The sequence below is a fragment of the Enterobacter sp. SGAir0187 genome, assembly GCF_002952735.2.
Lineage (GTDB): Bacteria > Pseudomonadota > Gammaproteobacteria > Enterobacterales > Enterobacteriaceae > Enterobacter > Enterobacter quasiroggenkampii.
The window spans coordinates 3,229,554-3,252,611 of the sequence record NZ_CP025034.2 but is presented as its reverse complement, the minus strand read 5'-3'; the positions used below and the strand labels follow the sequence as shown (position 1 = coordinate 3,252,611).

The 23,058-nt window shown below is 56.1% G+C and carries 30 protein-coding genes; 5 read left to right on the top strand and 25 right to left on the bottom strand.

Annotated elements, in window-relative coordinates; genetic code table 11:
• Positions 1-38 precede the first annotated feature (38 nt).
• From CWR52_RS15710 to CWR52_RS15630, 17 genes are all read right to left on the bottom strand, one after another.
• Positions 39-560: a tail fiber assembly protein gene (locus tag CWR52_RS15710; RefSeq protein ID WP_161566069.1), complete on the bottom strand. Its 522-nt coding sequence runs from the start codon at positions 558-560 to the stop codon at positions 39-41.
• The gene (locus tag CWR52_RS15705; RefSeq protein ID WP_104950072.1) at positions 557-2,284 is read right to left on the bottom strand and encodes a phage tail protein; all 1,728 of its coding nucleotides are present in this window, start codon (positions 2,282-2,284) and stop codon (positions 557-559) included. The genes CWR52_RS15710 and CWR52_RS15705 overlap by 4 nt, the downstream gene beginning before the upstream one ends.
• An 11-nt stretch (positions 2,285-2,295) precedes the next feature.
• Positions 2,296-2,826, bottom strand: a complete 531-nt coding sequence (locus tag CWR52_RS15700) for a phage tail protein I (RefSeq protein ID WP_104950071.1) — start codon at positions 2,824-2,826, stop codon at positions 2,296-2,298.
• The gene (locus CWR52_RS15695; protein WP_045910030.1) at positions 2,819-3,727 is read right to left on the bottom strand and encodes a baseplate assembly protein; all 909 of its coding nucleotides are present in this window, start codon (positions 3,725-3,727) and stop codon (positions 2,819-2,821) included. The genes CWR52_RS15700 and CWR52_RS15695 overlap by 8 nt, the downstream gene beginning before the upstream one ends.
• Before the next feature lie 5 nt (positions 3,728-3,732).
• Positions 3,733-4,083, bottom strand: coding sequence for a GPW/gp25 family protein (locus CWR52_RS15690; RefSeq protein WP_023616182.1), 351 nt, complete (start codon positions 4,081-4,083; stop codon positions 3,733-3,735).
• A complete protein-coding gene (locus CWR52_RS15685) occupies positions 4,080-4,721 on the bottom strand; it encodes a phage baseplate assembly protein V (RefSeq protein ID WP_104950070.1) in 642 nt (213 codons plus the stop codon). Before CWR52_RS15685 ends, CWR52_RS15690 begins: the two co-directional genes overlap by 4 nt.
• Positions 4,722-4,833: 112 nt before the next feature.
• Entirely contained in the window at positions 4,834-5,301 is a 468-nt protein-coding gene (locus CWR52_RS15680) for a phage tail protein (protein ID WP_104950069.1), read from the bottom strand.
• Positions 5,264-5,509, bottom strand: a complete 246-nt coding sequence (lysC, locus tag CWR52_RS23340; RefSeq protein WP_252152160.1) for an Rz1-like lysis system protein LysC — start codon at positions 5,507-5,509, stop codon at positions 5,264-5,266. The genes CWR52_RS15680 and lysC overlap by 38 nt, the downstream gene beginning before the upstream one ends.
• The gene (gene lysB / locus CWR52_RS23445) at positions 5,397-5,822 is read right to left on the bottom strand and encodes an Rz-like lysis system protein LysB (protein WP_104950067.1); all 426 of its coding nucleotides are present in this window, start codon (positions 5,820-5,822) and stop codon (positions 5,397-5,399) included. The genes lysC and lysB overlap by 113 nt, the downstream gene beginning before the upstream one ends.
• Positions 5,819-6,328: a lysozyme gene (locus CWR52_RS15665; protein ID WP_023616186.1), complete on the bottom strand. Its 510-nt coding sequence runs from the start codon at positions 6,326-6,328 to the stop codon at positions 5,819-5,821. Before CWR52_RS15665 ends, lysB begins: the two co-directional genes overlap by 4 nt.
• Complete coding sequence (locus CWR52_RS15660) at positions 6,312-6,533, bottom strand: HP1 family phage holin (RefSeq protein WP_023616187.1); 222 nt, start codon at positions 6,531-6,533, stop codon at positions 6,312-6,314. The genes CWR52_RS15665 and CWR52_RS15660 overlap by 17 nt, the downstream gene beginning before the upstream one ends.
• Positions 6,524-6,727 carry a tail protein X gene (locus CWR52_RS15655; RefSeq protein WP_104950066.1) on the bottom strand — a complete coding sequence of 68 codons (204 nt, stop codon included), beginning with the start codon at positions 6,725-6,727 and terminating at the stop codon, positions 6,524-6,526. Before CWR52_RS15655 ends, CWR52_RS15660 begins: the two co-directional genes overlap by 10 nt.
• A 178-nt stretch (positions 6,728-6,905) precedes the next feature.
• On the bottom strand, positions 6,906-7,346 hold the full coding sequence (locus CWR52_RS15650) for a DinI-like family protein (RefSeq protein ID WP_023616189.1): 441 nt from the start codon (positions 7,344-7,346) through the stop codon (positions 6,906-6,908).
• A 109-nt stretch (positions 7,347-7,455) separates the two neighbouring features.
• A complete protein-coding gene (locus tag CWR52_RS15645) occupies positions 7,456-9,645 on the bottom strand; it encodes a replication endonuclease (protein ID WP_104950065.1) in 2,190 nt (729 codons plus the stop codon).
• Between the two features lies 1 nt (position 9,646).
• On the bottom strand, positions 9,647-9,868 hold the full coding sequence (locus CWR52_RS15640; protein WP_048028939.1) for a TraR/DksA family transcriptional regulator: 222 nt from the start codon (positions 9,866-9,868) through the stop codon (positions 9,647-9,649).
• Complete coding sequence (locus tag CWR52_RS15635) at positions 9,868-10,095, bottom strand: DUF2732 family protein (protein WP_023616297.1); 228 nt, start codon at positions 10,093-10,095, stop codon at positions 9,868-9,870. Before CWR52_RS15635 ends, CWR52_RS15640 begins: the two co-directional genes overlap by 1 nt.
• A gap of 68 nt (positions 10,096-10,163) precedes the next feature.
• The gene (locus tag CWR52_RS15630) at positions 10,164-10,502 is read right to left on the bottom strand and encodes a DUF5347 domain-containing protein (protein WP_023616298.1); all 339 of its coding nucleotides are present in this window, start codon (positions 10,500-10,502) and stop codon (positions 10,164-10,166) included.
• A gap of 227 nt (positions 10,503-10,729) precedes the next feature.
• Between CWR52_RS15630 and CWR52_RS15625 the strand changes: the two genes are divergently transcribed.
• A complete protein-coding gene (locus CWR52_RS15625) occupies positions 10,730-11,305 on the top strand; it encodes a phage repressor protein CI (RefSeq protein WP_104950064.1) in 576 nt (191 codons plus the stop codon).
• A gap of 55 nt (positions 11,306-11,360) precedes the next feature.
• On the opposite strand, the gene CWR52_RS15620 is transcribed toward CWR52_RS15625, so the two are convergent.
• Positions 11,361-11,708 carry a hypothetical protein gene (locus tag CWR52_RS15620; RefSeq protein WP_048028933.1) on the bottom strand — a complete coding sequence of 116 codons (348 nt, stop codon included), beginning with the start codon at positions 11,706-11,708 and terminating at the stop codon, positions 11,361-11,363.
• The gene (locus tag CWR52_RS15615; protein WP_104950063.1) at positions 11,705-12,208 is read right to left on the bottom strand and encodes a hypothetical protein; all 504 of its coding nucleotides are present in this window, start codon (positions 12,206-12,208) and stop codon (positions 11,705-11,707) included. The genes CWR52_RS15620 and CWR52_RS15615 overlap by 4 nt, the downstream gene beginning before the upstream one ends.
• A 397-nt stretch (positions 12,209-12,605) precedes the next feature.
• Between CWR52_RS15615 and CWR52_RS15610 the strand changes: the two genes are divergently transcribed.
• A complete protein-coding gene (locus tag CWR52_RS15610) occupies positions 12,606-13,775 on the top strand; it encodes a DNA repair protein (RefSeq protein WP_104950062.1) in 1,170 nt (389 codons plus the stop codon).
• Here CWR52_RS15610 and CWR52_RS15605 read toward each other — a convergent pair whose 3' ends face one another.
• Positions 13,776-14,540 carry a siderophore-interacting protein gene (locus tag CWR52_RS15605; protein ID WP_104950061.1) on the bottom strand — a complete coding sequence of 255 codons (765 nt, stop codon included), beginning with the start codon at positions 14,538-14,540 and terminating at the stop codon, positions 13,776-13,778.
• A 147-nt stretch (positions 14,541-14,687) separates the two neighbouring features.
• On the opposite strand from CWR52_RS15605, the gene CWR52_RS15600 reads away from it, so the two are divergent.
• Positions 14,688-15,182, top strand: coding sequence for a PadR family transcriptional regulator (locus CWR52_RS15600; protein ID WP_104950060.1), 495 nt, complete (start codon positions 14,688-14,690; stop codon positions 15,180-15,182).
• Here the strand turns inward: CWR52_RS15600 and CWR52_RS15595 are convergent.
• A complete protein-coding gene (locus tag CWR52_RS15595) occupies positions 15,179-16,738 on the bottom strand; it encodes a methyl-accepting chemotaxis protein (protein WP_104950059.1) in 1,560 nt (519 codons plus the stop codon). The genes CWR52_RS15600 and CWR52_RS15595 overlap by 4 nt on opposite strands.
• A gap of 337 nt (positions 16,739-17,075) precedes the next feature.
• The gene (locus CWR52_RS15590) at positions 17,076-18,596 is read right to left on the bottom strand and encodes a methyl-accepting chemotaxis protein (protein WP_104950058.1); all 1,521 of its coding nucleotides are present in this window, start codon (positions 18,594-18,596) and stop codon (positions 17,076-17,078) included.
• Between the two features lie 435 nt (positions 18,597-19,031).
• Between CWR52_RS15590 and ygjG the strand changes: the two genes are divergently transcribed.
• A complete protein-coding gene (gene ygjG, locus CWR52_RS15585; RefSeq protein ID WP_042715413.1) occupies positions 19,032-20,411 on the top strand; it encodes a putrescine aminotransferase in 1,380 nt (459 codons plus the stop codon).
• A gap of 36 nt (positions 20,412-20,447) precedes the next feature.
• On the opposite strand, the gene CWR52_RS15580 is transcribed toward ygjG, so the two are convergent.
• Entirely contained in the window at positions 20,448-21,050 is a 603-nt protein-coding gene (locus tag CWR52_RS15580) for a helix-turn-helix domain-containing protein (protein WP_104950057.1), read from the bottom strand.
• Positions 21,051-21,092: 42 nt separating this feature from the next.
• On the opposite strand from CWR52_RS15580, the gene CWR52_RS15575 reads away from it, so the two are divergent.
• Positions 21,093-21,782: a B3/B4 domain-containing protein gene (locus CWR52_RS15575; protein ID WP_104950056.1), complete on the top strand. Its 690-nt coding sequence runs from the start codon at positions 21,093-21,095 to the stop codon at positions 21,780-21,782.
• 92 nt (positions 21,783-21,874) lie between these two features.
• Here CWR52_RS15575 and lsrG read toward each other — a convergent pair whose 3' ends face one another.
• Together lsrG and lsrF are read right to left on the bottom strand one after the other, a co-directional pair.
• Positions 21,875-22,168, bottom strand: a complete 294-nt coding sequence (gene lsrG / locus CWR52_RS15570; RefSeq protein ID WP_104950055.1) for a (4S)-4-hydroxy-5-phosphonooxypentane-2,3-dione isomerase — start codon at positions 22,166-22,168, stop codon at positions 21,875-21,877.
• Complete coding sequence (gene lsrF, locus CWR52_RS15565) at positions 22,165-23,052, bottom strand: 3-hydroxy-5-phosphonooxypentane-2,4-dione thiolase (protein WP_032650317.1); 888 nt, start codon at positions 23,050-23,052, stop codon at positions 22,165-22,167. The genes lsrG and lsrF overlap by 4 nt, the downstream gene beginning before the upstream one ends.
• Positions 23,053-23,058: the final 6 nt, after the last annotated feature.

Genomic DNA, 23,058 nt, shown 5'->3' with positions numbered 1-23,058 from the left:
ACAACAAACGAAAAACCCTCCGGATGGAGGGTTTGGGGTCAGGCTGGGCGTTCGGGCCAGTCGATAGCTGGGGCAGTACTGAGATCCAGCCGGTTTAGCATCACCCGATAGCGCTTCCATTGTAACAGCGAGGCTGCTTCCTCATCTGTTACAATGCCAAGATCGGAGGCATCCTGGAGTGGGGCAATAATATCTGAAGCTTCGACAAGTAATTCACTTCTTCGGGTTTCCGCCTGTTGAATCAATTCCTCCCGGCTCAACTGGCGTGGAATAATTTCAGTGCCATTCCACATCCACTCGCCGTGTATATTAAGACCTTTAGGCACGTCTGTTAGGTCAACTTCTGAAACTGACATACCCAGCGGAAAAAGCCGATCTACCTGTTCGCTAAAAGAACGAATGACATTATTTTTGTCGTAGCATATTTTCAAACTATCGGGCTGAAAGCGGGACATATGATAATACCAATCCAGCCCTTCTTCTGACTGAAGGAAAATTGCGTTAAACATAAAGTCTTTATATTCTGGTTCATATTGAACGAAATTTTTAAGTGTAATCATGCTGTATGACCTACAGTAATCCATCCGATATTAGACAGGTACTTCTGAATTGGGCGGTAGAAAATCGTATCGCCGCCTGGGTTATCGCCTTCAAAGTTATAGCCTGTCATGGCACATCCTGGAGGCACACGCTGCCAGGCATTTCTTACAATCGTGAATCCCCCCTCCGCCCCCATTGCGACATCACGGACAAAGTATTGCAGCGTCCAGTCCTGCCTTGCATAAGGACTTAAATCTTGTTGTGGGGGCGGGTTATTTGATGAATAAACTCGAACCGCTCCGCCTGATTCAAATACTCCTTGTCCTGAGTAGATATTTCCACTACTCGCAATCGCTCCATCTGGAGCAACTGTTGCCAGGAGACGATTATTGAGCCATATAGCAAATCCAGTAGCGTCGGTGCCCCCCCCCCTCGTCAGGCCGATGGCCATCGAATTATCGTACCATTCGAATATAGCGCCAGAAACAATCCCACCGGGTCCTCCTGGCTGAGCGCTAATAAGCACTGAAGAGTTTCTTTCAGTAGGTACCGTTCCTACCCTGCCAAATCTGAAGGTACCGTTATAATCTCCGCCAAAGGCTGATACCGCATTAACATCGACAGCATTGGGCTTATTACCGGTATGATAAATCTTCTGCCAACCTCCCCACGTACTATTGTCACCATTAAGCGCACGGAATTTAAGCTGTTTCCCACCATCGCTATAAGATGCAGCGTATTGAACCCGGTAACCACCCAGCCCGCCGACATCAAGAATCGTCGCCTCATAGCCTGGCGAATTGGTTGCATTCGAATAACAAAAACTCACCGAGTTGGGCGGCAGAGCATCGGCATTTGAAAGTCCCGTACCGGCTCTTGCAGATACAGATCTGATAGCTACTGCACCACCATTAACCAGCAGCCGACCAGGAGTTATATCGTCAGGCGCCTCCTGGGCATTTTTGGTCGCAGCGGTACCCTGGCTATTCCTGAGTTTAATGAGGTCATCACTAACCGTTTTCACAGCCTTGGGTGTCGCAGCAAGGGTCTCAGACGCACTATCGGTCGCACTGCTAAGCTGAACAATCCCCTTTTGTCCGGTAGTCGCATCCTGAGCCGTATACTTACCACGGGCAAGGTCGTAGGCAGCCTTAACCGCTTTCGGCGTTGCGGCCAGCGTTTCAGACACACTATCAGTCGCACTACTGAGCTGCGTAAATCCTTTAGCCGTTAGCGTGGCATCGGGATGGCGACGAGACTGCTCATGCTCCTCAAGCTTCTCATCAACGTACTCCTGGGTCGCCATCACCGTAGACGTGTCTATCGAGAGCTCGACAGACTCTATGTCGCTCACCATGATGACCATACGGACGGTCTGCGCGCGGCCTGACCCTTCCTCAAGTTTCGGCTTATAGCTTTCCGCCATGTTGCCGACGGCAATCAGCGTACCGGTGTCATCGTAAAGCCCCATCTCACGCATCCAGAACCCCCCCGCTTCGGGAGGAATGAGAAGCTCCGCGATCACATAGTTAAGCTTTTTATTGTCCTGGCTGATTTTATTCAGCCCATGGCGCCAGACTTCATTAACCAGCTTCGTCTGCCCGGCATCAGGAACCGGCAATGTGCCGCCACCGTCACCCACGGCCATCGCCGTAAAATTGACTTTCTTGCCGTTAGGGACGGTCGCGGCAGCCAGTTTTTCGGCACCGGCTTTGGTGATAACCGTTTTATATTTTACTGTCATTGTGCTCTCACTTATCCGGGATAAACCGTGATGATGTCGCCGTCATAGCTCAGGGCACCGGTATACAGATAACCCGGAATGTCCTGGATGATATTCAGGCCAATAAGGTGGCGGCTGGCAGGCTTCGCATCGGCGATGAGCCTCTCCATTTCGTAATACATTTCCTCGGTGATGCCTGTGTCCAGTACGCCGATATCAAGGCGGAAGGTGCCGGGCGGATCGTTGGTTTGCCACCACTCGGTAACGTTAATCAGATAGCCAAGCGGCTCCACCACGCGACGTACGGCGCCTATCGTTCCCTTGTGGGCATGAATAAACCACGCGGCGCGGATCACCTCCCGTTTGGTGGCCTCCGGCCAGTTCTCATCCCAGCGGTCAACCGAAAACGCCCACGCCAGCCAGGGCAGCAAATTCGCTGGACAGGTGTCCGCATTCCAGAGATGGCGCAGCGGAACCGGCGTATTTTCGATGTCCGCACAGGCGCGCGCCGCGGCGACCTCAAGCGTCGATGAGCCAACCGGTAAAAGGCGGGCATTACTCATCGTTTCCCCCCACGGTTACGCTGTAGTGGCTGCACCAGGAGGCCTGCGTTTCATCAAGCACGATGTCAGCCGCAGGGGCGGTCAGTTCCACCCGCTGCACCCCTTCCACGTGAAGGGCTGCGTAAATGGCTGACTTGCGGATATCGCGTCCCAGCCGATGCTGAGCCGTGATGTAGGTCTGTAATCGGGCTCTTGCCGCATTGAGTACTGGTTCACTTTCGGGGCCGGGAAAAAGGAAAAGCGATGCTTCAATGCTGTAGTCGACAATGTTGGCCGACTGGACGGTCACGCGGTCGGCGACGGGCCTGACGTCCTCATCGTTCAGCGCATTGCGAACAACGGCGAGCAGTTCCTCAGACGCTACGCCGTTATTCTCCCGGGAGAGCACGGAAACCGTGACGTTTGCGGGCTGTGGGCTAATGACGGAAATGTCAGCCACCCGACCATCTGCACTGCGGCCGTGGAACTGATACGCGCCCGTTGAACCGGCCACGCTCAACCCTTCCGGTGCCTGCTGGATGCGCAGACGAAAGTCGGTATCGGACTCCATCACAGCCGGAGTGGGCGGTAACGTGGTGTCGTCGGCAGGGGTAATCGTCAGACGCGCAAGGTTCGCGTTTGCGCCGATCTGGTCCAGGTCGCGGCCTGCCGCATAGGCCAACATGACCGCCCGTGCAGCCTCGTTTACGCGCTGGCGCCAGATAACTTCCCGGTAGGCGTTCTCCTGCAGCAGCTTCACAATCGGCTCGGATTCCAGCGTCAGCGTCCGTGCAATCGCCTCTCGCTCCTCTTCCGGATAGAGGGAGACAAAGGTGGCCTTTCGTTCTGCCAACAGCGTTTCATAATCCACCTCCTCCACGACATCAGGCGCGGCGAGCTGGCTCAGATCAACAATAGCCATAGCGTTTAACTCAGTGAAATGGTGATAGAAAAGGATTGTCCGGAGGTCGGGCGCGTGCCGGTGATATCGACATACAACGTCCCGTCGTTCTCCGAACGTTCGAAAGTGATGGCCGTCAGGCTTATCCGCGGCTCCCATTTCTGGATGGCGGAATAACAGGCGGCCATGATCTGCAGGCGCAGCGCCGGGCTCTGCGGCCTGTCTATCATCGCCGCCAGCAGCGAGCCGTAATCCCGGCGCATGACCCGCGAGCCAATCGGCGTAACCAGAATGTCGCGCACGCTCTGCCGGATGTGGTCAGCCTCTGAAAGGCTTAGCCCGGTCTGCCTGTTCATTCCCCTGTAACGCACCGTCATTGTGTCCCCTTAGTCCAGCTTCCGCCGCTTTGCACACTGCCGTGCGCGTGGTTGTCCACCTGCACTCCGTTGGAGGTCAATTTACCGCCGGAGTGCTCAATATTTCCGGTCATCACCCCGCCCTTCTGCACCTCCAGCGAGGCGGTAATTAACTTGTTGGTGCACACCACTTCAGGCGTATCCAGCGTGATGCGGGACGTTGAGATCACCCGCACCTCCGGCACGGTGCCGGTTAGCGATTCAGAAGCAGAGATGTCGGCCGTTTTAATGCCTGAAACCGTCAGCGCCCCGCGTCCCGGTTCGTACTCGATCACCGCGCCGTCAGGGAACGCGACGTGGAACGCGTCAGGCGACCCGGACGGCGCCGGATGGTCGTCAGAGAAAATGCCGGGCAGCACAAAGGCGGTATCCAGCTCACCGCCGATGGCCAGCAGCAGCACCTGCTCTCCCTCGGAAGGGGCCCACCACACGCGCGAACGTCCCGCACGGCAGGTTAGCCAGTTCAGCCAGGTGGTTTTCATCCCGCCGGTCTGGACACGACAAAGCCCTCTGTTGAGGTCAACGTCGGTCACAACACCGATACGAATCAGATTGCGGATCGCGCGAGCGATACCGTGCATGGAAGTTAATGTATTCATGAGAAGAGAATGCCGTTCAGGAGGAACGGCAGCAACGAGACGGGGTTTTCTGCGGGATGATACAACAAGCGGTCCAGACAGCAGGCGGCTGGCGGCCTTCAGCGTGGGGAGCTTAGTCCTCCCACTGGCTGACCAGCTCACCGTTGATGTACAACGCCTTCGGACGCGTGACGGGCTCCGGCAGCGGCGGCTCCGGGGAATAGGTCGCGTGCAGAACGCCCTGTTCCTCGGAAACAAGAATGCGCTCGGTTAATTGCATGCTGATGCTGATATCCATCGTACCGTCATCGTTTAAGACGATCGCGAAGGTATATCCGTTTTTGCGTCCGTCATCGAGGGTAAAAATGTCCGGCTGGTTTTCCCGCAGCCAGGCCAGTACCGGAACAAAAAATCCCTCGCTGTCGCCGGTAAAACCGCTGACCTTCGCGTTCAGCACATACCGTTTTTCAAAGGAGAGCGAGGAGGCCAGGCGGGCGTCTATATTGCCGCTGCCGACCGACATCAGCAGGCGCTCCGGGTTGGCATTGAGTTGGGGGATCGCGTCAATTAATGCCTGACGCAGGCTCGTGAGTTTGTGCATCGAGTTTATCCTGACAGTCTTTAATGGTTTCAACCTGCAGCGCGCAGGCGATAAGGGCGTACTCAAGCCTGCGAATATCGGCGCTGAGATCGCCGTTAGTGGCGGGTTCGCTTCCCGGCATCGGGCAGCGGCTCACCTTCGGGCAGGCGTTGTAAACAATGGGCTGCGGAGGCGCAGGCGGTGCGGGTGTGCAACCTGCGGACAGCATCAGGCAGCTGAGCGGTATACCAGCGGCGTAACGCTTCATTTTCATTGAGTAATCTCCCGATAGTCGCTTCCCGTCTTGCCCTCTCCTCGCCCGAAGCGACAAGCTCTTCACGGAGCCTGACCTGGGCGTTTTCGTTTGCTCTGGCCATCCGTTGCGACTGGGACAGCTGATGGTTAAGCGTGGCGAGGGCCGTTTTTTGCTCGCTGGCGACCCGGTTGGCCGTGGCTAAGGAACGGGACAGGGTCTGGTTGTCATGACGAAGCCACAGCGCGATCGCCAGCAGTCCGGCCAGCATCAGCATGAGGACTCTCATGGCAGCCCCTTCATGCACCAGGCCTTCTCGCGGACGCGACGATTTTCCAGACCGGTATTTTTGACGCCGTTGACGTACACCCAGCGGGTAAGCTGTTCGCACGCCTGCGACCACTGTTTACGCTTAATAAAAGACACCAGAGTCGAACGGCAGGCGGCGCCTGCGCCAACATTAAAGGTAAAACTTACCAGCGCGTCGTAGACCCGCGGCGGCATCTCCACCGGCGCGCACGTCGCCAGCCGTCGCTCAACGTTGAGCACATCAGCAACCAGATTTACCGCGGCCTCACGCTCGGTAATGTCCCGCGTCGGCACAACGTTTGCCGTGTGGCCAATGCCTGACGTCCATACCCCAGCGCTGCACCGGTAGGGCGAGAGGCGACAACCTTCGAGATCGGCAATCAGCGCCAGCCCCTCAGGGGACGTTTTCAGTAATCGAAAATCGGGCATCAGCACCGCAAGGGCCAGCACGCCGGCGACGCTGCAACGCTTAATGATTGAGTTCACGAATGCTCTTCTTATCGAGGCCCAGCGACTGGAGATAGCGCCAGGTTTTTCGCTTAAACCAGTAGTTCGTCAGCGCGGTAAAAATGGCGCAAACACTCCCCACGTACAGCGCGACCTTTTCAGGAGACATCGCCCCGAACCAGGCCAGCGCCACGGCCAGCCAGTAGGCGATAAACGTGGTGATTTTCTCCAGGCTCAGTCCCATAGATTTACGGATTCTTTGGTGGGGGCGCTATTTACCTCCGGCATCTCTACCGACGTGCCGTGAGGCAAGATAACGCCTGACTCCGCGAGGCCAGGATTGGCCTTCAGAACGGCTTCTACGACGCCAGCCGTGCGCCCATAATAGCGGGCGCAAACGGCATCAAGCGTGTCCCCCTGCATTGCATAGATCTTCATCAGACGCTCCCAACATCCGGTTACCAGGTACTGTAGAGTTTCCCGGGCTGGCGGCCTTTTCGCTATCGCTGACGGATGGACAATCGCGGACACAACAGACCGTCCACAAGCAGCGAAGCGTGGGTCAACGAAAGCGCAAAATCAGAATGAGGGCGTGCGTTCGGGCTTTGACGCTGGGCTAGCGCCAGCTCTCGTCTTCCCAGACTTCCCGGAGAATATTATCCAGCATCTCGCGATCGGCTTCTCCTTCAAGCCCCTGGAGCTCTACTCCCGTCATCGATCCTATTTTCACGGTTACCCGCGATGACGGGAACAGGGACCTTATTCGGCGGGTCAGTTCGTTCTGGAAGGCCTCGACGACGCCATGGCCAATCTGCTGGTCTTTATCGAGCGTAATGTTCACCCGAACGTTACCCTCTTTTTTGATGCGTTCCGGAACAGGCGATGCTGAGAAAACAACGGTAAACGCGTTGTTTTTGATTAAATTTCCCCGCGCAATCTCAGCAATCAAATTCAGGGCAATCTCACGATCTCTTTCCTGACATGTTCCTTCTGTCGTCAGTCGAGCAATCATCTCGACGCGTTCAATCATGACCTGCTCGTTCAACTCTCTGTCCACACAACCTCCACCACGAGATACTGTATAAACATACAGTAGCACGTATTCATAAAAAGAGTGAAGCGAAAAATCAGAACTCTTCACGGTATGTGCATGATATCGATGGAGATTAGCGTGCTCTCAGAGCGAACAGATCCGATAAATGCCCAATACGTTCAAGGATTTTCCGCGCCTTGTGCTGATAAGAACGCGCTGCCGGAAAGAGCGATCCGTCAGCGGCGCCCCTGCACCATTTGTCGTTAAAGCGGCTGATGCCTCCCGCCATAAGATGCAGGGCCTCTGCGCGGCTGATGGCGATTCCGGTGGCGAGCCGAACCTCATCAATCACCTTCTCCGGGACCCCGTTCTGCGGATCCCGCTCGTAGACAAAGGGCGCCGCTGCGCCGGGCCGGATGTGCCTGATACGCTCGGTTAATGCCCGTCTCGCACGCCGGTTGAGGGGTTGAGAGAGATCGCTCAGCGTACAGTTATTGACAGAACTCCGAGAAAGCGCAGTTACATTCTCAGGATCCTGGTCCCGCTTCGGCACAATTTTCCACTGCGTGAGCCGGGTTAAAACCGGGCTGCCCGCGCCGACGGCGGAATCGTACACGCCGCGGATGCGGACCGTTTCTTCGCCGTACTGGTTAAACCCGGTACCCGGCTCATACAGCGTGCGCACCTGTAAATCATCGCGACGCACAAACGGGCCGCCCTGTGCAGTGACGTAACCCGCCCAGTCACCGGCGTCGGCAGCTTCATGGACGGCAGCAAACTCGACGCTCAGACCACGCGCGGTCTCTGCGTCTGCCAGTCGGCGCAGCTCGCGGTAGACCGTTACCGGCGCGCCGCCGATGAATTGAAACTGGCGAATGTGCCAGCGCCCTGCCCAGGCCGATACGGCGGACGCCGTCTCCTTCAGCAGGCCGCCGCTTTCGTTATCGGTCTCGCCATCGAGCGCATAGCCGTCGATATTCTTTGAGATATATTTGGCGATATAGCCGGTAGCGCAACCTTTCTGCGGGTCGATCGCGTCCGCGTGAAAGCGAGCCAGTCTGGCGCTTTCGCTCTGCAGCTCAGCGGCATCCTCCTCCCGGGCGTAGTCCCCTATAATCCGGCGAACGCATTCGACGTCTTCGGGCCGCATAAACATCAGCATGTGCCAGTGGGGCGTACCGTCGTGATGGGGTTCCGCGACGCGGATACCAAAAATACGGTGGCCCTCCCGGTGCAGCTTTGCGCGGATGCGCGCCCACAGCCGGGTGAAGTAGCTTTGCGTCTCCGCTGGGCTGGCCCCGTTCCACTTCGCGTTGGGGTAGCCCGATTTCACGGTGGCGTGATACTGCGCGGGGGCGGTTAAGGTATAGAATTCGCCCACATAGCCCAGCGCCTGGCAGATATTTTCAAACCCGCGAATGCGGGTCATCAGTTCACAGCGACGTATCGCCGGGTTGGCCACCGAGCTATCGTATTTTTCAATCAGGCTGATGCGGTTGCCTTCTTCATCCTCCAGCTCCATGCCCTTGAGAAATTCGCGGGTGCGGCGCTTCTGCTCGCGCCACTCGGTCACGCAGCGTTTGCTTGCATACGCCATTCTCTTTTTGCTGACGTTGCCGAGAGCAATCTGCAAATGCTCGCGCCAGGCAGCCGCGATCCGACGTAAACGCCCGCGCCACCACGCCTCGGAAAACATCCGCATCACCGCGGCGGCTACATCGTCTTTGTTGAAAAATGTCTTCGACACCCGCTCCCAGTGTGGAGGCGACACGTTGAACTGCCGGGCGATCAGTCCAGCGCGCTGATACCACATAAAGAGCGTCTGGTATTCGCCCATATCAGCATCGTTAATATTCGCCAGCTCGCCGCGAATAAAGCTGGCAATATCGCCGGCCAGCAGGTCGATATCCGCGCGGGACATATCCGGCAGACGGTTATAGCGGGCAACCAGTTCGACCATTCGCGAGGCAAGGTACTGCAGAAGCTGGGTATCGAAATGGCCTTTAAACACGGCTCGGGAGACTGCGTCATGCAAACCTGCGCAGGCATAGCGTTCAGAGACCCGCCGCAGGCGGGGCAATATCCTGTTGCAGAAGCGGATAAAAAAGGCATTGGCCTGGGGATTGCCCCGATGCAGTTCGAGGGCGTCAACCGCACGCCAGACCTCAAAACGCACGCAGTCAGGCTGCTGTGAGAGGGCCATTCTTGCCTGCTGCAGCGCCGCGAAGAAGCGATCGCGACGCTGCTGCTGGGCATGGGTAAGATAAGGGCTGGCAATGGCCGACCGCGGTGCATTCCACGGATAAGCGAATGACGTAGCCAACTCACCCTCCCCGGACGTGTTTATTTTTCATCTCCGCGATCTCCTGACAGGTGACGCACAGGGCCACGCCGGGCACCGCCATACGGCGCGCCTGCGGTATTGGAGCCTCACACTCCTCGCAGAAGAAACGCGAAGGCGATGCGGGTCGTCTGCGGGCGCTATTAATGTGGCGCTCTCTGTCTTCCTGCTCGCGCGCCTGGGCAAGATCGATAAAATCGGCCATCAGTGCAGCTCCTGGGATTCACGCTCGTAGCGGGCCGCCTCGTGGCACAGCAGTTCGGCAACGTCTTCTCCGCTCATGCCGGTTTTGTAGATCTGGCTTGCCAGCGCCTCCAGACGCAGGGAGACCGCAAGGGCGCGCGCGCATCGTTCCTCTGTTTTTGCCTCCATCAGCAGGCGTTGCAGTTCTTCACTTCCGATCGGATAAGGGCGGTTTTCACTGTGTCGCATTACGCGTTCTCCTTAAATTCAGGCAATAGGGTGCCCGGCGGGTTGACGCCATTCGTTTTTGGGTTGGGTTACAACGGCATGGTCAGCCGTTCAGGAAATAAACTCACAACAGCACGAAAATGATTCATCGCGGTAATTAGCGCTCTTTTCTCCTCTGTGGTCAGCTCGCTGATATCGCACTCATGACGGGCGACGGGTAATCTCGCCAGGAAAAAGAGAGCGGCCAGCGCCCTGCTGTTCTCCTCAAAAAAGGGATCGCGCTTATCGCGCATGTCAGCCATAAACCGCGCCAGCTCTTTCCCGCTATCGCTCCCGTAGCGGGCGCGCAGTTCAGCGATGTGGTTAAGCCCGCTAAGACGCGCCCCCACGCTGAGTGGAACCCTTGCACGGGCAGCTTCTATCGCCATATCTCCCCTCGCATAAATGTATGCACGCTAATGCGTTCAAAACGGGCAGAGCATGGCTTTTTCCGCCGTTTGAGGATTGCGATTTCGGAAGCCATGCTGCATGATTCCCATTTTGATAATGCCTGCAATCATTAGTCTCAGTTTGCCAACGTCTGCCGCTGATTGCCCGAATTTGTAATGATACTAATACCCAAATGAGTATTAGTAAACACCCAAAGGAATATATTTTGATACTAGATTCTCAAGTGAATAATGAAGAATTGCTCGATAGAATCTGTCAGGTATATGGTTTCACGCAGAAAATCCAGCTGGCCCGACACTTTAATATCGCCGCCAGCTCGCTTCAGAACCGCTACGCGCGCGGTACCATCTCTTACGACTTTGCGGTTCAGTGTGCGCTGGACACCGGCGCCAGCCTTCGCTGGCTGATGACCGGCCAGGGTGCGCAGTTTGCAGGAAACCCCGCCCCGGGCGATCCCGTTTCGGTTTCAACATTCACACTCAGTGATGGGAGGCTGGAAGAAAATTCCATTTTGAGTATCGACTCTGCTTTCTTTAGCAAACCGCTGACGCGCGGCATCGCCGTCCGGGCAGAGGGGAAGCTGCACTTTATCGAAAAAGAGGCGTCGTTAACCGACGGCCTGTGGCTGGTTGAGATTGAAGGCACTGCAAGCATCCGCGATCTAACGCTGCTGCCGGGGAAAAAACTTCACGTGGCGGGCGGCAAGGTTCCCTTTGAGTGCGGTATCGACGAGATAAAAACGGTGGGGCGCGTGGTAGGGATCTATAGCGAAGTAAGCTGAGGATACTAAATCCAAGGCTGACGAGATTCGCCAGCCTTTTGGTTGATTTTAAACGCTATTTTTCGATGTAGTTGTAAGAAGTCAGAATTCCTTTGTCAGAAAAATCGACGGACAGGTGCTGCTTGCGATCCAGATTAAGAGGAATGATGAGATAGATACGACGATCGATGATCTGCGACGTATACTCCCAGTGGCGCGTATTATTGTAGTCAGCCGTATTTGCTGGTACGCCAAAAGCAATCAGCACATCTTTGCGGGTCGTGACCTCTGGGATCAGCTTCTGCTTTATCTCTTTTTCCGAATACTGAGCCAGGCTTGTCGCCTTGGTTCCGTCGTAGTTCGATGCACATGAGGCGCTCAGGAGACAGGCTAACGCCACGCCTAAAAAGTTAATGGCTTTCACTGTACAAAATCCTTTTCAACATAAATGCCATTGACGGTATCAAGCGCGACTTCTTTCATATAAAGCACGCAATATCCCGTTTTATCGCTATAGCTAATATGCCCTTCGTAGATCTTTTTCTTTTCTGGCGTGAAAGTCAGCGATACATTACACCCCTGATATAAAGCGTGCTGGATAGTGGTTTTTTCATCTGGCACAATCAACGTTTCGAAATAGTCTTTATCGTATTTCTTCCCCGTGACTTTAGGGAGACCAATATCTTTCGTCGACCCAAGGAAAGGGTTCAAATAACGATTGTGCTTAAGTACCCACCCACCTGTTTCTTTACCAGCTTTATCATACTGATAGATGCCATAACTCATCGGCGGCCCAATGAGACGAAGCTTAGCGACATCCTCGCTACTCGGCGGTGGCGTGTACATTTTCGGCTCAGGAAAGAAAGTACTGCAGCCAGAAAGACTCACTATTGCTGGAATAATTATATATTTTAAAAATCGCATACCGTTACCTTTATATATATCCTTGCTTATTTTTCAGAGAGACACCCCGAGGCATTAACATCCCTGAATGCTATTAACAAATCACTCATAGATATAAAGGTCAACTAAAAAAAATAAATTTAGGTTTAGTGTAATAAAAATGCGCGTGCCGTTGGATTTTGAGGCGTTTATTAATACTCTTTGAACAACGAATCGCCAATGTTGGCTCACTCTTCAAGCGTGGCAACACTGGCAGAGCGGGAACCGTAAACACAAACCCTCCTGTTCCTTTACTCACAAACTGCAAAACTAAAGAAATCCCCCATCGCGCCGATCATCATCCGTGTGTATTATTTCCTGTAGCTTTTACAACAACTAACCTTAACTCAAATACTTAAGCGCCAAAGCGAAAGGCATCATGAGCACACCGATCAAACGGCTAGAAATCATTAAAAATGCCATTGAACTGGAAGATGACGACATCATCCAGAGCCAGCTGACACGCCTGAAAAATGAAGCGTTTGACGATGAGCTACAGGCAATCGTCGTGGCGCTTGAGGAGAAGAACTACACTGCGGCCATGGCGGCCATTACCGCCTGGCTGCAGGGCCAGCGCGCCGTGACCCCGTGGCGCGATCCGCAGGTGGCGGCCAGCAAGCTGGAGCTGAAGGCGCTGGAAGAGCGTCTGCGCGATCTGATTGACCGCCGCAACGCCCGGGTGCAGCAGCTTGATGAGTTCAACGATCTCTATTTCTCACGCCTCGGGCCGCTGATGCAGCAGATCCTCGCCCTGCGTAAAACGCTGGCGGAGCTGAACCTGCGTCGTCAGCAGGCGGAAGCGCGTCGTCGCGAGGAGGATTACCGCCGCTGCCAGCACTATATGGCGCAGGCGGTAGAGGTGCTGGCGACGCTCACCCAGCGCTGGCGCGATCTCCCGGCTGACTCCGTCCAGGCCGCCGAGGCGCGTAAGCATCTGGAGCAGCAAAGCAATTTGATTGCCAACCTGCTGGCCGAAGCGCAGGAGCTGGAGAGCGGCTTAACGCGCGAGGAGGAGCCTGCGCGTCAGGCTCGCGACGAGGCCAACGAAGAGTACGAGAAGTATCGCGAACAGCATCACGATGCCGAAGTGCGGCTGCGCAAAGGTAAGCATCTTTCGCAAGAGGACCAGAACGAACTCAAGCGTCTCTGGCGACAGGCGAGCAAGCTCTGTCACCCGGATCTGGTGGCGGACGATCTGAAAGAAGAAGCCAACAACATGATGGTGCAGCTTAACCAGGCGAAGCAGCGCGGCGATGTGAAAGCCATTCGCTCGCTGGTGGCCCGCCTGCAGCAGGGCTTTGAGCCATTGATGGCCAGCGATAGGCTGAACGATCTGGAACGTATCCGCAAAAAAATGGCACAGGTTCGCGAGCAGATCGACACCTTAGTGAACGAGCTGGCGGAGCTGGAGAAAGAGGAGTCCTGGCTGCTGGTCTCCTCGCTGAGCAATATGGAAGCGTACTTTGCTCAGCAGGAGAAAGCGCTAAAAGAGGTCCGCGCCTCGCTCGAACATCAGGTGAGCGAAGCGCAGCTGGATTCAGCAGCCTGATTATTTGGCGTGCCAGTATGCGCTGGCACGCACCAGCTGCGGGTCAATGGCGTCGGTTTCAAACTGACGGCTCAGCGTTTTCACCACCTTCCCTTCCCCGGTCAGCCAGATGAAGTAGTCTTCCCCCGGAACGGTCAGCGCCGCAAGATGGTCCGCGACCGCCTGCTCGCTGTGGCCCACCACCCAGGTAATGTTGAACGCGCTCAGGTGCGCCAGATAGTCCTTATACGATTCATCCCCAACCGTCACGACCGCCTGCACCTCCGGGCGAGCCGGCAGTTGCGCAATGCTCTCTAAGCGTCGACGCAGCGCGGGCATGCCGGATTCATCGCACACGTACAGCTGCCAGGCATAATCCTCAGGCACCACCAGCGAACCGCGTGGGCCGCCGATGGTCAGCTTATCGCCTACCTTCGCCTGTAGCGCCCATCCGCTGGCTATGCCGCCGTCATGAATGAAGAAATCCAACGCCAGCTCATGACGGGCCTCATCGTAGAGCGGCGTATAGTCGCGCGCCTGCGGACGCACGCCGTCGCCCCAGTCGATGCCTTCATCGGTGACCACCGGCGGCGTAAACGTCGTCCCGGGTGCCGGGAAAAAGACTTTGGTATGGTCGTCGAAACCGCGGGAGCTAAAGCCCTCCAGCGCCTCGCCGCCTAGCACAATACGCTGGAAACCCGCGCTGACGCGCTCAACGCGGAGCACCGTCAGTTCGCGAAAACGCAGGTCATTACGAACACGCTGTGGATAACGGGTAGATGCCATTTTTAGACCCTTTTCTGGTGAATACGATATATCTAAATCATTTTTCAAATGATAATGATTACTAATAATGAAAAATGCAAGATCTTTTAGATTGCATCTGAATATATCTTAGATATAGTTTAGATATATCAAAATGAAGGGCATATTATGCGACACGAACACGATGGCGGCGGGCGTCGACCGCGCTTTTTCGGCCACGGCGATCTGCGGCTGGTGATTCTGGATATCCTGACCCGCAGCGCAAGCCACGGCTACGAGCTGATCAAAGAGATCGAGAACCTGACGCAGGGAAACTACACCCCGAGCCCGGGCGTCATCTATCCAACCCTGGATTATCTGCAGGATCAGACCTTTATCACCATTACGGAAGAAGAGAGTGGTCGTAAAAAGATTGCGATTACCGCTGAAGGACAACGCTGGCTGGATGAAAACCAGGAACAGCTGGAACAGATCCAGGTGCGTATCAAAGCGCGCAGCGTCGGCTTTCAGCTACGCAAAAACCCGCAGATGAAGCGGGCGCTGGATAACTTCAAGGCGGTACTGGACCTGAAGGTAAATCAGGGAGAACTCAGCGACGCGCAGCTTAAGCAGATCATCGGCGTGATTGACCGCGCGGCGCTGGAGATCTCCCAGCTGGATTAAGCCGGTGCGTGCTCGCTCACGCGGAAGACGCGTACCAACTCTTTCAGGTGCATCGCCTGTTCATTAAGCGATGCCGCCGCCGCGACGGACTCCTCCACCAGCGCGGAGTTTTGCTGGGTGGTGGCGTCAATCAGGCCAATCGCGCTGTTGATCTGCGAGATCCCCTCCGTCTGCTCATGGCTGGCCTGACGGATCTCACGCAGGATCGCATCCATCTCCTCCACGTTGCCGACCATGCCGTTAATCAGCCCACTCGCTTTTTCGACCAGGTTCATCCCGTCCTGGGTCTGGCTGGTGGAGCTCTCAATCAGCTCCCGGATTTCGCTGGCAGACGACGCGCTCTTCTGGGCAAGCTGGCGCACCTCTCCGGCGACCACCGCAAAGCCGCGGCCATGCTCACCGGCGCGCGCCGCTTCCACCGCCGCATTCAGCGCCAGAATGTTGGTCTGGAATGCAATGGCGTCGATCAGGTCGATAATGTCGGACATCCGGTTGGAGGTCTCGTTAATCAGGCGCATTTTGCTGGTCACCTGCTTCATCATCTCACCGTTGTTTTTGACCACCGTGGCGGCATCGGCAGAAAGATTGGTCGCTTCACCGGTATGCGAGGCGGTATTTTTTACCGTCGCGGTGATCTGCTCCATCGAGGCGGCGGTCTGTTCAACGGAGCTGGCCTGCTCTTCCGTGCGTGCGGCCAGATCCTGGTTACCGGCGACAATCTGCGCGGCTGCGCTGGAGATATTCTCCGAGCCGGTCTGCACCTGCTGCACAATGTCCAGCAGTCGCGTCTTCATCTCCATCAGCGCATGCAGCAGCAGACCCGTTTCGTCTTTGCCGTGCGGCGTGATGCTGCCCGTCAGATCGCCCTCTGAAATCGCTTTTGCGAAACTCACCGCCTCACCGAGCGGGCGGGTGATAGCGCGCACGATAAACCAGCCAATCAGGCTGCCTGCCGCAACGCTAAAGAGCGTGAGCAGGATCAGCAGCAGACGGTTAGACCTGAAATCCCCTTCCACCTGCGTACCCGCACGCTGCATCTCGCTGTTCTGAATGGCAATCAACTCCTTCACCTTCGCTTTATAAGCCTGCTGCACGGCAAGGGTGGTGGTCATCATCTCCTGAATGGCGCCCGCACGGTTGTTGTTCTGCACTGCCTGCAAAATGCGGTAGCGCGAATCCAGATACTGCTGGCGCACGCTGCGGATATCCGCCAGCACCTGCTGAGACTTTTGATCCTGCAAGGCGTTGTTCAGCTCGCCCAGGATCACCGTGATATGCTCGCTGATCTCTTTCAGGCGCTGCTGAGATTGCCCCGTGTAGGTACCCTGCTCGTCCAGCAGCATCAGCTGTTGAGTGCTAATAAATTCCTGGAAGTTATCGATTAACTGGTTCGCTTTTACCGTGGTCGGATAATCACTGGTAATAATGGATTGCATCCCGTTATTAGCCCGGTTCAGGCTCAGCAGAGACAGGCTCGCGCTGATTGCCATCAGGACAATAAAGAATCCAAACGCCAGAAATAATTTCGTGCCGATCTTTACGTCATGTAAGAACATATTTTCTCCATCGATGTGATTATTTCTCAGACGATCGCTGTTATCGGTAACGATTTTGCTAACTTTATGAGTTTGATCGTTTTTTTATTTCATAACCCTCACAATGAATAGGTGTAGGCTATTAATATTGCTTCATCGATCGTTACCAGACCGTCAAACGGGGTATTTTTGAAACAGAATTCTGAAGAACTGACTTAGGCAGGAATAAATAACTGAGGCACTTTCTTTAGTTATTTAATATTAAATTAACAATAAACCACATTAATAATCACAATGAGAAAAATAAAAAGCCGTTTACTCCTTATGGTATAAACGGCTTTTTTGGAACATGTCTGACTCAATGGAGCACGGTCACCGCATCCTTAAGACGTCCGGCGCGATGCTTCACCATGGCAGAAATGTGCGCGCTCTCCTCCACCAGGTCGGCGTTTTTCTGCGTGATGCTGTCAAGTTCGGCCACCGCGCGGGTTAACTCTGACAACCCGGTTGCCTGCCCGGAGGTCGCGTGGCTGATCTGGGCGATGAGCTGCGTCACGTTTTTCACCTGCACAACGATATCATCCATCGTACGGCCCGCAGCGTGTACCTGCTCAGAGCCGGACTGCACCTTGCTGGCGCTGGCATCAATGAGTTTACGAATATCATTCGCTGCACTGGCGCTGCGGCTGGCGAGATGACGGACTTCGCCCGCGACCACGGCAAAACCTTTGCCCTGCTCGCCTGCCCTTGCCGCTTCAACCGCCGCGTTCAGCGCCAGAATATTGGTCTGGAAAGCGATATCGTTAATCAGAGAGGTAATCGAGCCAATTCGCTGTGTGCTGTCGGCAATGTCATCCATCGTTTTAACGACGGTCTGCATCGCATTGCCCCCTTTCGTTGCCGCGCTGCTCGCGGCCACGGAGAGTTTGTCCACCTCGGCGGCGGTTTCGGAGTTACTCTGAACGGACGCGGCCATCTGGTTCATTGTCGCGACGGTCTGCTGCACGTTCGCGACGGTCTGACGCGTACGATCGTTCAGATCTTCATTTCCCTGCGCCAGCCTGTCGCTGCCGTCACGGACGCTCACCACCTGGCTCGACACGTCATTGATTAACCAGCGGCACATCAGGCCAAGCTGCCCTACCGCGCGCAGCGTCAGGCCGAGTTCGTCGCTGCGGTTCAGATGCTGCACGCTATTGCGCTCACCGGTTGCGACCTTCAGGGCCTGTCGCGCCACATTCTCTACCGGGCGGACAATCTGTTGCTCAAACAGCAGCATTCCCAGCAGCATCACCACCGCGGCAGCGGCGAGCGGCATCCACCCGGCGGAGGTCGCGACCAGCGTGGCGGCGAGCACAGCAAAGAGCACCGCCATCACGCTGCGCACGCGCCAGCGCAGCGGCATGGCCGGCAGTTTACCCAGCCAGCCCTTTCCCACCACCAGCCCTTTGTGAATACGTTTTTTACAGCGCCCGTCGTTCAGCGCCCGGTAGAGCGGCTCCACGGCGGCGATCTCTTCCGCTGTGGCTCTGGTGCGAATCGACATATAGCCCGTCACCTGCCCGCGGCGCACCATCGGCACCGCGTTAGCGCGCACCCAGTAATGGTCACCGTTTTTGCGCCGGTTTTTGACAATACCGCTCCACGGCTCGCCCTGCTGCAGCGTGTACCACATATCGGCAAACGCGGCTTTTGGCATATCGGGATGGCGCACCATATTGTGCGGCTGGCCCGTCAGCTCATCGAGCTGGTAACCGCTCACCTGCACAAAGGTGTCGTTGGCGTGGGTAATGTAGCTGTGGATGTCTGTGGTAGACATTAAGGTGGTGTCATCGTCCAGAGGATATTCATTCTGGGTGACATAGGTTGGAGAGGACATGGCGTGCATCCCTTGCAGGTTATTTGAATGTTAATTTTGTGAGTCATTGTTTTTTCGGCGGTAAACAATTTATCTTTAGTTGTTAAACTTGATGGAGATCGCAGATTTGACTTAAACCATACTTTTTGTACTATTTTTTAATCCATTGATTTCAAATACTTTCGCAGAGAAATTACCCACAAAGCATGACCCGTTAATGCCCGCTTAAGTCGCAGCGTATGCACTTCTTTAGTGCAGCGGCGCTTTTACCCCCTTCTTTATACTCTCTGCCCCGTACCGCTAAATCTCGTTTGGCTTCTATCGGCATGATTAAATATTGTGCAACATTATTTTAACCTGGCGTTTATCCCGATTTTCGTTAAGGCATCTGAAGTGGCGTAATCCCTGCAATACTTAAACCAGTATCATGTGATACGCGATCCCCGGGAGCACATTTTGAACAGGTTACCTTCCAGCGCCTCGGCTCTTGCCTGTACCGCGCACGCACTGAATCTCATTGAGAAGCGAACGCTCGATCATGAGGAGATGAAACAACTTAACCGAGAGGTCATCGATTACTTTAAAGAGCACGTCAATCCAGGTTTTCTGGAGTATCGCAAATCTGTTACCGCCGGCGGGGATTACGGAGCCGTAGAGTGGCAAGCGGGAAGTCTGAACACGCTTGTCGACACCCAGGGACAGGAGTTTATCGATTGCCTGGGAGGTTTTGGAATTTTCAACGTGGGGCACCGTAATCCAGTTGTGGTTTCCGCCGTACAGAATCAACTTGCGAAACAACCTCTCCATAGCCAGGAACTGCTCGACCCGCTTCGCGCCATGCTCGCGAAAACGCTGGCGGCCTTAACGCCCGGCAAACTGAAATACAGCTTCTTTAGCAACAGCGGCACGGAATCGGTCGAAGCGGCGATTAAGCTCGCCAAAGCGTACCAGTCGCCGCGCGGGAAATTCACCTTTATCGCCACCAGCGGCGCGTTCCACGGGAAATCCCTGGGCGCACTGTCTGCTACCGCCAAATCCACCTTCCGCAAACCGTTTATGCCGCTGCTGCCAGGCTTCCGCCACGTGCCGTTCGGTGACATTAACGCCATGCGCACCGTGCTGAGTGAATGCCGTAAAACCGGCGATGACGTGGCGGCGGTGATCCTGGAGCCGATTCAGGGTGAAGGCGGCGTCATCCTCCCTCCGCAGGGCTATCTGCCTGCCGTGCGTCAGCTGTGCGATGAGTTTGGCGCGCTGCTGATCCTCGACGAAGTCCAGACCGGGATGGGGCGCACCGGCAAGATGTTTGCCTGCGAGCACGAGAACGTTCAGCCGGACATCCTTTGCCTGGCGAAGGCGTTGGGCGGCGGCGTCATGCCGATTGGCGCGACGGTGGCTACCGAAGAGGTGTTCTCGGTGCTGTTCGACAATCCGTTCCTGCATACCACCACCTTTGGCGGTAACCCGCTGGCCTGTGCGGCGGCGCTGGCGACCATCAACGTGCTGCTGGAGCAAAACCTGCCTGCGCAGGCGGAGCAGAAAGGCGACATGCTGCTGGACGGCTTCCGTCAGCTAGGTCGGGAGTATCCGGATCTGGTGCAGGAGGCACGTGGGAAAGGAATGCTGATGGCGATTGAGTTTGTTGACAATGAAATCGGCTACAGCTTCGCGAGCGAGATGTTCCGCCAGCGGGTACTGGTCGCCGGAACGCTCAACAACTCGAAAACCATCCGCATTGAACCGCCGCTGACGCTGACGATTGAGCAGTGTGAGCAGGTGCTGAAAGCGGCACGTAAAGCGCTGGCGGCGCTGCGGGTGAGCGTGGAAGAGGCGTAATCAACGCCGGGTGGCGTTACGCTACCCGGCAGTTTTTTATCGGTGAAACTCCGCCACCGTCATGGTGAAGCGAAGCACGGTATCGCCTTCATTGGCATAGCCGTGCGCGGCTTCCGTTTTCGCCACCGCCGACGCACCAGCGTTAACCTGGGTCATCGTCTCATCCACCGTCAGCGTTAACACGCCCTCGTTTACGTGCAGCAGCTCAAAAGTTCCCGCCGGATGCCCCGAAGAGGTAAACCGTTCTCCGGGCTGCATCTCCCACTGCCATAGCTCAATCATGTCAGGTCCCGCGGTACCCGCCAGCAGTCTGGCGCATCCACCCAGCGCGCCCTGCCACAGCACCGGAATCACCTCTTCTTCGATAACGTGCACCGGGGGCTCGCTGGAAACATTAACGATATCAGCCACAGAGATACCGAGCGCGGCGGCCAGCTTGCACAAAATGGCGATGCTGGGATTGGCTCCGCCCTTTTCGATCTCTACCAGCATGCCTTTGCTGACGCTGGCTCGGCGGGACAGCTCGTCCAGCGACAGCTTTTTCTCTTTACGCCAGTTGCGGATGCGGTTCGCCACGGCCAGGCTTACCTGGGCAACATCGGCACCCGAATCAGTCATTATATTGACTTTATCAGTCATTGGTCACTACCATGGTATAAAACAGTCAATACAGGATTATTTATGTCTCTCGTAACGCCGTCAATAGATTCACGACTTGCCGACATTGCGCCCGGCTTTCGGGCTTTGAGCATTCTGGTTGAAGCCACGCCGATTGCCTGCCCGGAGGTTGCGCCCGCCGCGCTGGCGCAAGCCTGCCAGCAGATGTTAAATGATGATGTGCCGTGGGCTGATGTACACCTTTCGGACTGGGATAACGTATTCAAAGCCTTCGGCGCTAAACCGAAACGCACGCCTTGCTCGGCCGCGGCCCTGCGTAAGCGGGTACTGAAAGACGGTTCGCTGCCGTCGTTGGATCCGGTCGTGGATATCTATAACGCGGTGAGTATTCGCTACGCCATTCCGGTCGGCGGAGAAAATCTCGCGGCTTATGCAGGCGCGCCGCGTCTTACGCTGGCCGACGGCAGCGAGCCATTTGATACCTTCAAAGAGGGAGAGCCGGTGGTGGAACATCCTGAACCGGGCGAGGTCATCTGGCGTGACGACCTCGGCGTCACCTGCCGCCGCTGGAACTGGCGACAGGGGATACGGACCCGCCTGGACAGCCAGGCGCAATCGATGTGGTTTATCCTTGAAAGCCTGCCGTCGATGCCGCTTGCGGCACTGGAAGAGGCAGGGCAAGAGCTGGTCAACAATTTGCAGCAGTTGATGCCGGGGGCAACGGCGCAAGTGAAGCTGCTGGAGCTGGCCTGAACAACGCCGGGTGGCGCTGCGCTTACCCGGCCTATAAAATCCCCCCCAGTACCCGTAGGCCCGGTAAGCGTAAGCGCCACCGGGCAAAGCCGCTACTCGGGCAACAATCCCACAAAACTGCGTTTTTTGCGCGGCTCCGACATCAGCTCCTCGAGCTTATTCACGCACGCCAGATAGTGCGGCGTTTGCTTATGCGCCAGCACCGCCTCTTCGTCTTTATAGGCCTCGTAGATAAAGAAGCGGGTTTTCACCCTCGGGTCCTGCAACACGTCAAAGCGCAGGTTCCCCGGCTCCCTGATTGCGCCCTCGTGGTTGGCGCGAAACACCTCCAGAAACTCGGCCACCCGCTCGGGCTTGATGTTGATTTCAACCAGCGTCACGTTCATTTTGCTTCTCCCTGTTTCTCTTCCTGCCAGAACTGGAACGCATCGCGGGCATTCCAGTTCTCGTGAACCACTTTTTTTACCGCCTTCAGCATGGCGAGCGGCGCGCTGGACTGGAAGATGTTGCGCCCCATGTCCACGCCGGATGCCCCCTGGTCAATCGCGCGCCAGCACATCTCCAGCGCCTCGTGCTCCGGCAGCTTTTTGCCCCCGGCGATGACAATCGGCACCGGGCAGCTGGCGGTCACCTTTTCAAAGCCCTCGTCCACGTAGTAGGTTTTGACGAACTGCGCCCCCATTTCGGCGGCGATGCGGCTGGCCAGCGAGAAATAGCGCGCGTCCCGCGCCATCTCTTTCCCCACGCCCGTCACCGCCAGCGTCGGCATGCCGTAGCGCGCACCCGCGTCCACCAGCTTGATGATGTTGTTGATCGACTGATGCTCAAACTCGCTTCCGATATAGACCTGCGCCGCCACGGCGCAGACGTTCAGGCGCAGGGCATCTTCCATCGCCACCGCCACGCATTCGTTGGACAGCTCGCCCAGAATCGAGTTACCACCGGAGGCGCGCAGCACCACCGGTTTATTGGTCGCAGCAGGCACCTGGCTCCTGAGGATGCCGCGGGTACACATCAGCACGTCGGTTTCACCGAACAGCGGCGCAATGGAGAGGTCGATACGCTCAAGGCCGGTGGTCGGCCCCTGAAAGTAGCCGTGGTCAAAGGCCAGCATCACCGTACGGTTGCTCTGCGGGTTAAAGATGCGCGCCAGGCGGGACTGCATGCCCCAGTCCAGCGAGCCGCAGCCCTTTAGCGTGAACGGCACGTTGACCTGCGGCGTGCCGATGCCAAAATCCTTACCGTCTTTGATATCGTCTAAATCAGCCATTTGCTC

What these genes read in the sequence shown, in the direction of transcription:
- CWR52_RS15590 (WP_104950058.1), bottom strand. Translation starts at nt 18,596, where the DNA reads ATGTCCTCTCCAACCTATGTCACCCAGAATGAATATCCTCTGGACGAT.
- CWR52_RS15640 (WP_048028939.1), bottom strand. Translation starts at nt 9,868, where the DNA reads ATGGCCGATTTTATCGATCTTGCCCAGGCGCGCGAGCAGGAAGACAGA.
- CWR52_RS15660 (WP_023616187.1), bottom strand. Translation starts at nt 6,533, where the DNA reads ATGGGACTGAGCCTGGAGAAAATCACCACGTTTATCGCCTACTGGCTG.
- CWR52_RS15680 (WP_104950069.1), bottom strand. Translation starts at nt 5,301, where the DNA reads ATGCACAAACTCACGAGCCTGCGTCAGGCATTAATTGACGCGATCCCC.
- CWR52_RS15710 (WP_161566069.1), bottom strand. Translation starts at nt 560, where the DNA reads ATGATTACACTTAAAAATTTCGTTCAATATGAACCAGAATATAAAGAC.
- lysC (WP_252152160.1), bottom strand. Translation starts at nt 5,509, where the DNA reads ATGCTGTCCGCAGGTTGCACACCCGCACCGCCTGCGCCTCCGCAGCCC.
- CWR52_RS15705 (WP_104950072.1), bottom strand. Translation starts at nt 2,284, where the DNA reads ATGACAGTAAAATATAAAACGGTTATCACCAAAGCCGGTGCCGAAAAA.
- CWR52_RS15610 (WP_104950062.1), top strand. Translation starts at nt 12,606, where the DNA reads ATGAGCACACCGATCAAACGGCTAGAAATCATTAAAAATGCCATTGAA.
- CWR52_RS15615 (WP_104950063.1), bottom strand. Translation starts at nt 12,208, where the DNA reads ATGCGATTTTTAAAATATATAATTATTCCAGCAATAGTGAGTCTTTCT.
- CWR52_RS15695 (WP_045910030.1), bottom strand. Translation starts at nt 3,727, where the DNA reads ATGGCTATTGTTGATCTGAGCCAGCTCGCCGCGCCTGATGTCGTGGAG.
- lsrG (WP_104950055.1), bottom strand. Translation starts at nt 22,168, where the DNA reads ATGAACGTGACGCTGGTTGAAATCAACATCAAGCCCGAGCGGGTGGCC.
- CWR52_RS15605 (WP_104950061.1), bottom strand. Translation starts at nt 14,540, where the DNA reads ATGGCATCTACCCGTTATCCACAGCGTGTTCGTAATGACCTGCGTTTT.
- CWR52_RS15630 (WP_023616298.1), bottom strand. Translation starts at nt 10,502, where the DNA reads ATGGCGATAGAAGCTGCCCGTGCAAGGGTTCCACTCAGCGTGGGGGCG.
- CWR52_RS15690 (WP_023616182.1), bottom strand. Translation starts at nt 4,083, where the DNA reads ATGACGGTGCGTTACAGGGGAATGAACAGGCAGACCGGGCTAAGCCTT.
- CWR52_RS15600 (WP_104950060.1), top strand. Translation starts at nt 14,688, where the DNA reads ATGCGACACGAACACGATGGCGGCGGGCGTCGACCGCGCTTTTTCGGC.
- lysB (WP_104950067.1), bottom strand. Translation starts at nt 5,822, where the DNA reads ATGAGAGTCCTCATGCTGATGCTGGCCGGACTGCTGGCGATCGCGCTG.
- CWR52_RS15575 (WP_104950056.1), top strand. Translation starts at nt 21,093, where the DNA reads ATGTCTCTCGTAACGCCGTCAATAGATTCACGACTTGCCGACATTGCG.
- CWR52_RS15580 (WP_104950057.1), bottom strand. Translation starts at nt 21,050, where the DNA reads ATGACTGATAAAGTCAATATAATGACTGATTCGGGTGCCGATGTTGCC.
- CWR52_RS15685 (WP_104950070.1), bottom strand. Translation starts at nt 4,721, where the DNA reads ATGAATACATTAACTTCCATGCACGGTATCGCTCGCGCGATCCGCAAT.
- CWR52_RS15655 (WP_104950066.1), bottom strand. Translation starts at nt 6,727, where the DNA reads ATGAAGATCTATGCAATGCAGGGGGACACGCTTGATGCCGTTTGCGCC.
- lsrF (WP_032650317.1), bottom strand. Translation starts at nt 23,052, where the DNA reads ATGGCTGATTTAGACGATATCAAAGACGGTAAGGATTTTGGCATCGGC.
- CWR52_RS15595 (WP_104950059.1), bottom strand. Translation starts at nt 16,738, where the DNA reads ATGTTCTTACATGACGTAAAGATCGGCACGAAATTATTTCTGGCGTTT.
- CWR52_RS15700 (WP_104950071.1), bottom strand. Translation starts at nt 2,826, where the DNA reads ATGAGTAATGCCCGCCTTTTACCGGTTGGCTCATCGACGCTTGAGGTC.
- CWR52_RS15635 (WP_023616297.1), bottom strand. Translation starts at nt 10,095, where the DNA reads ATGCGACACAGTGAAAACCGCCCTTATCCGATCGGAAGTGAAGAACTG.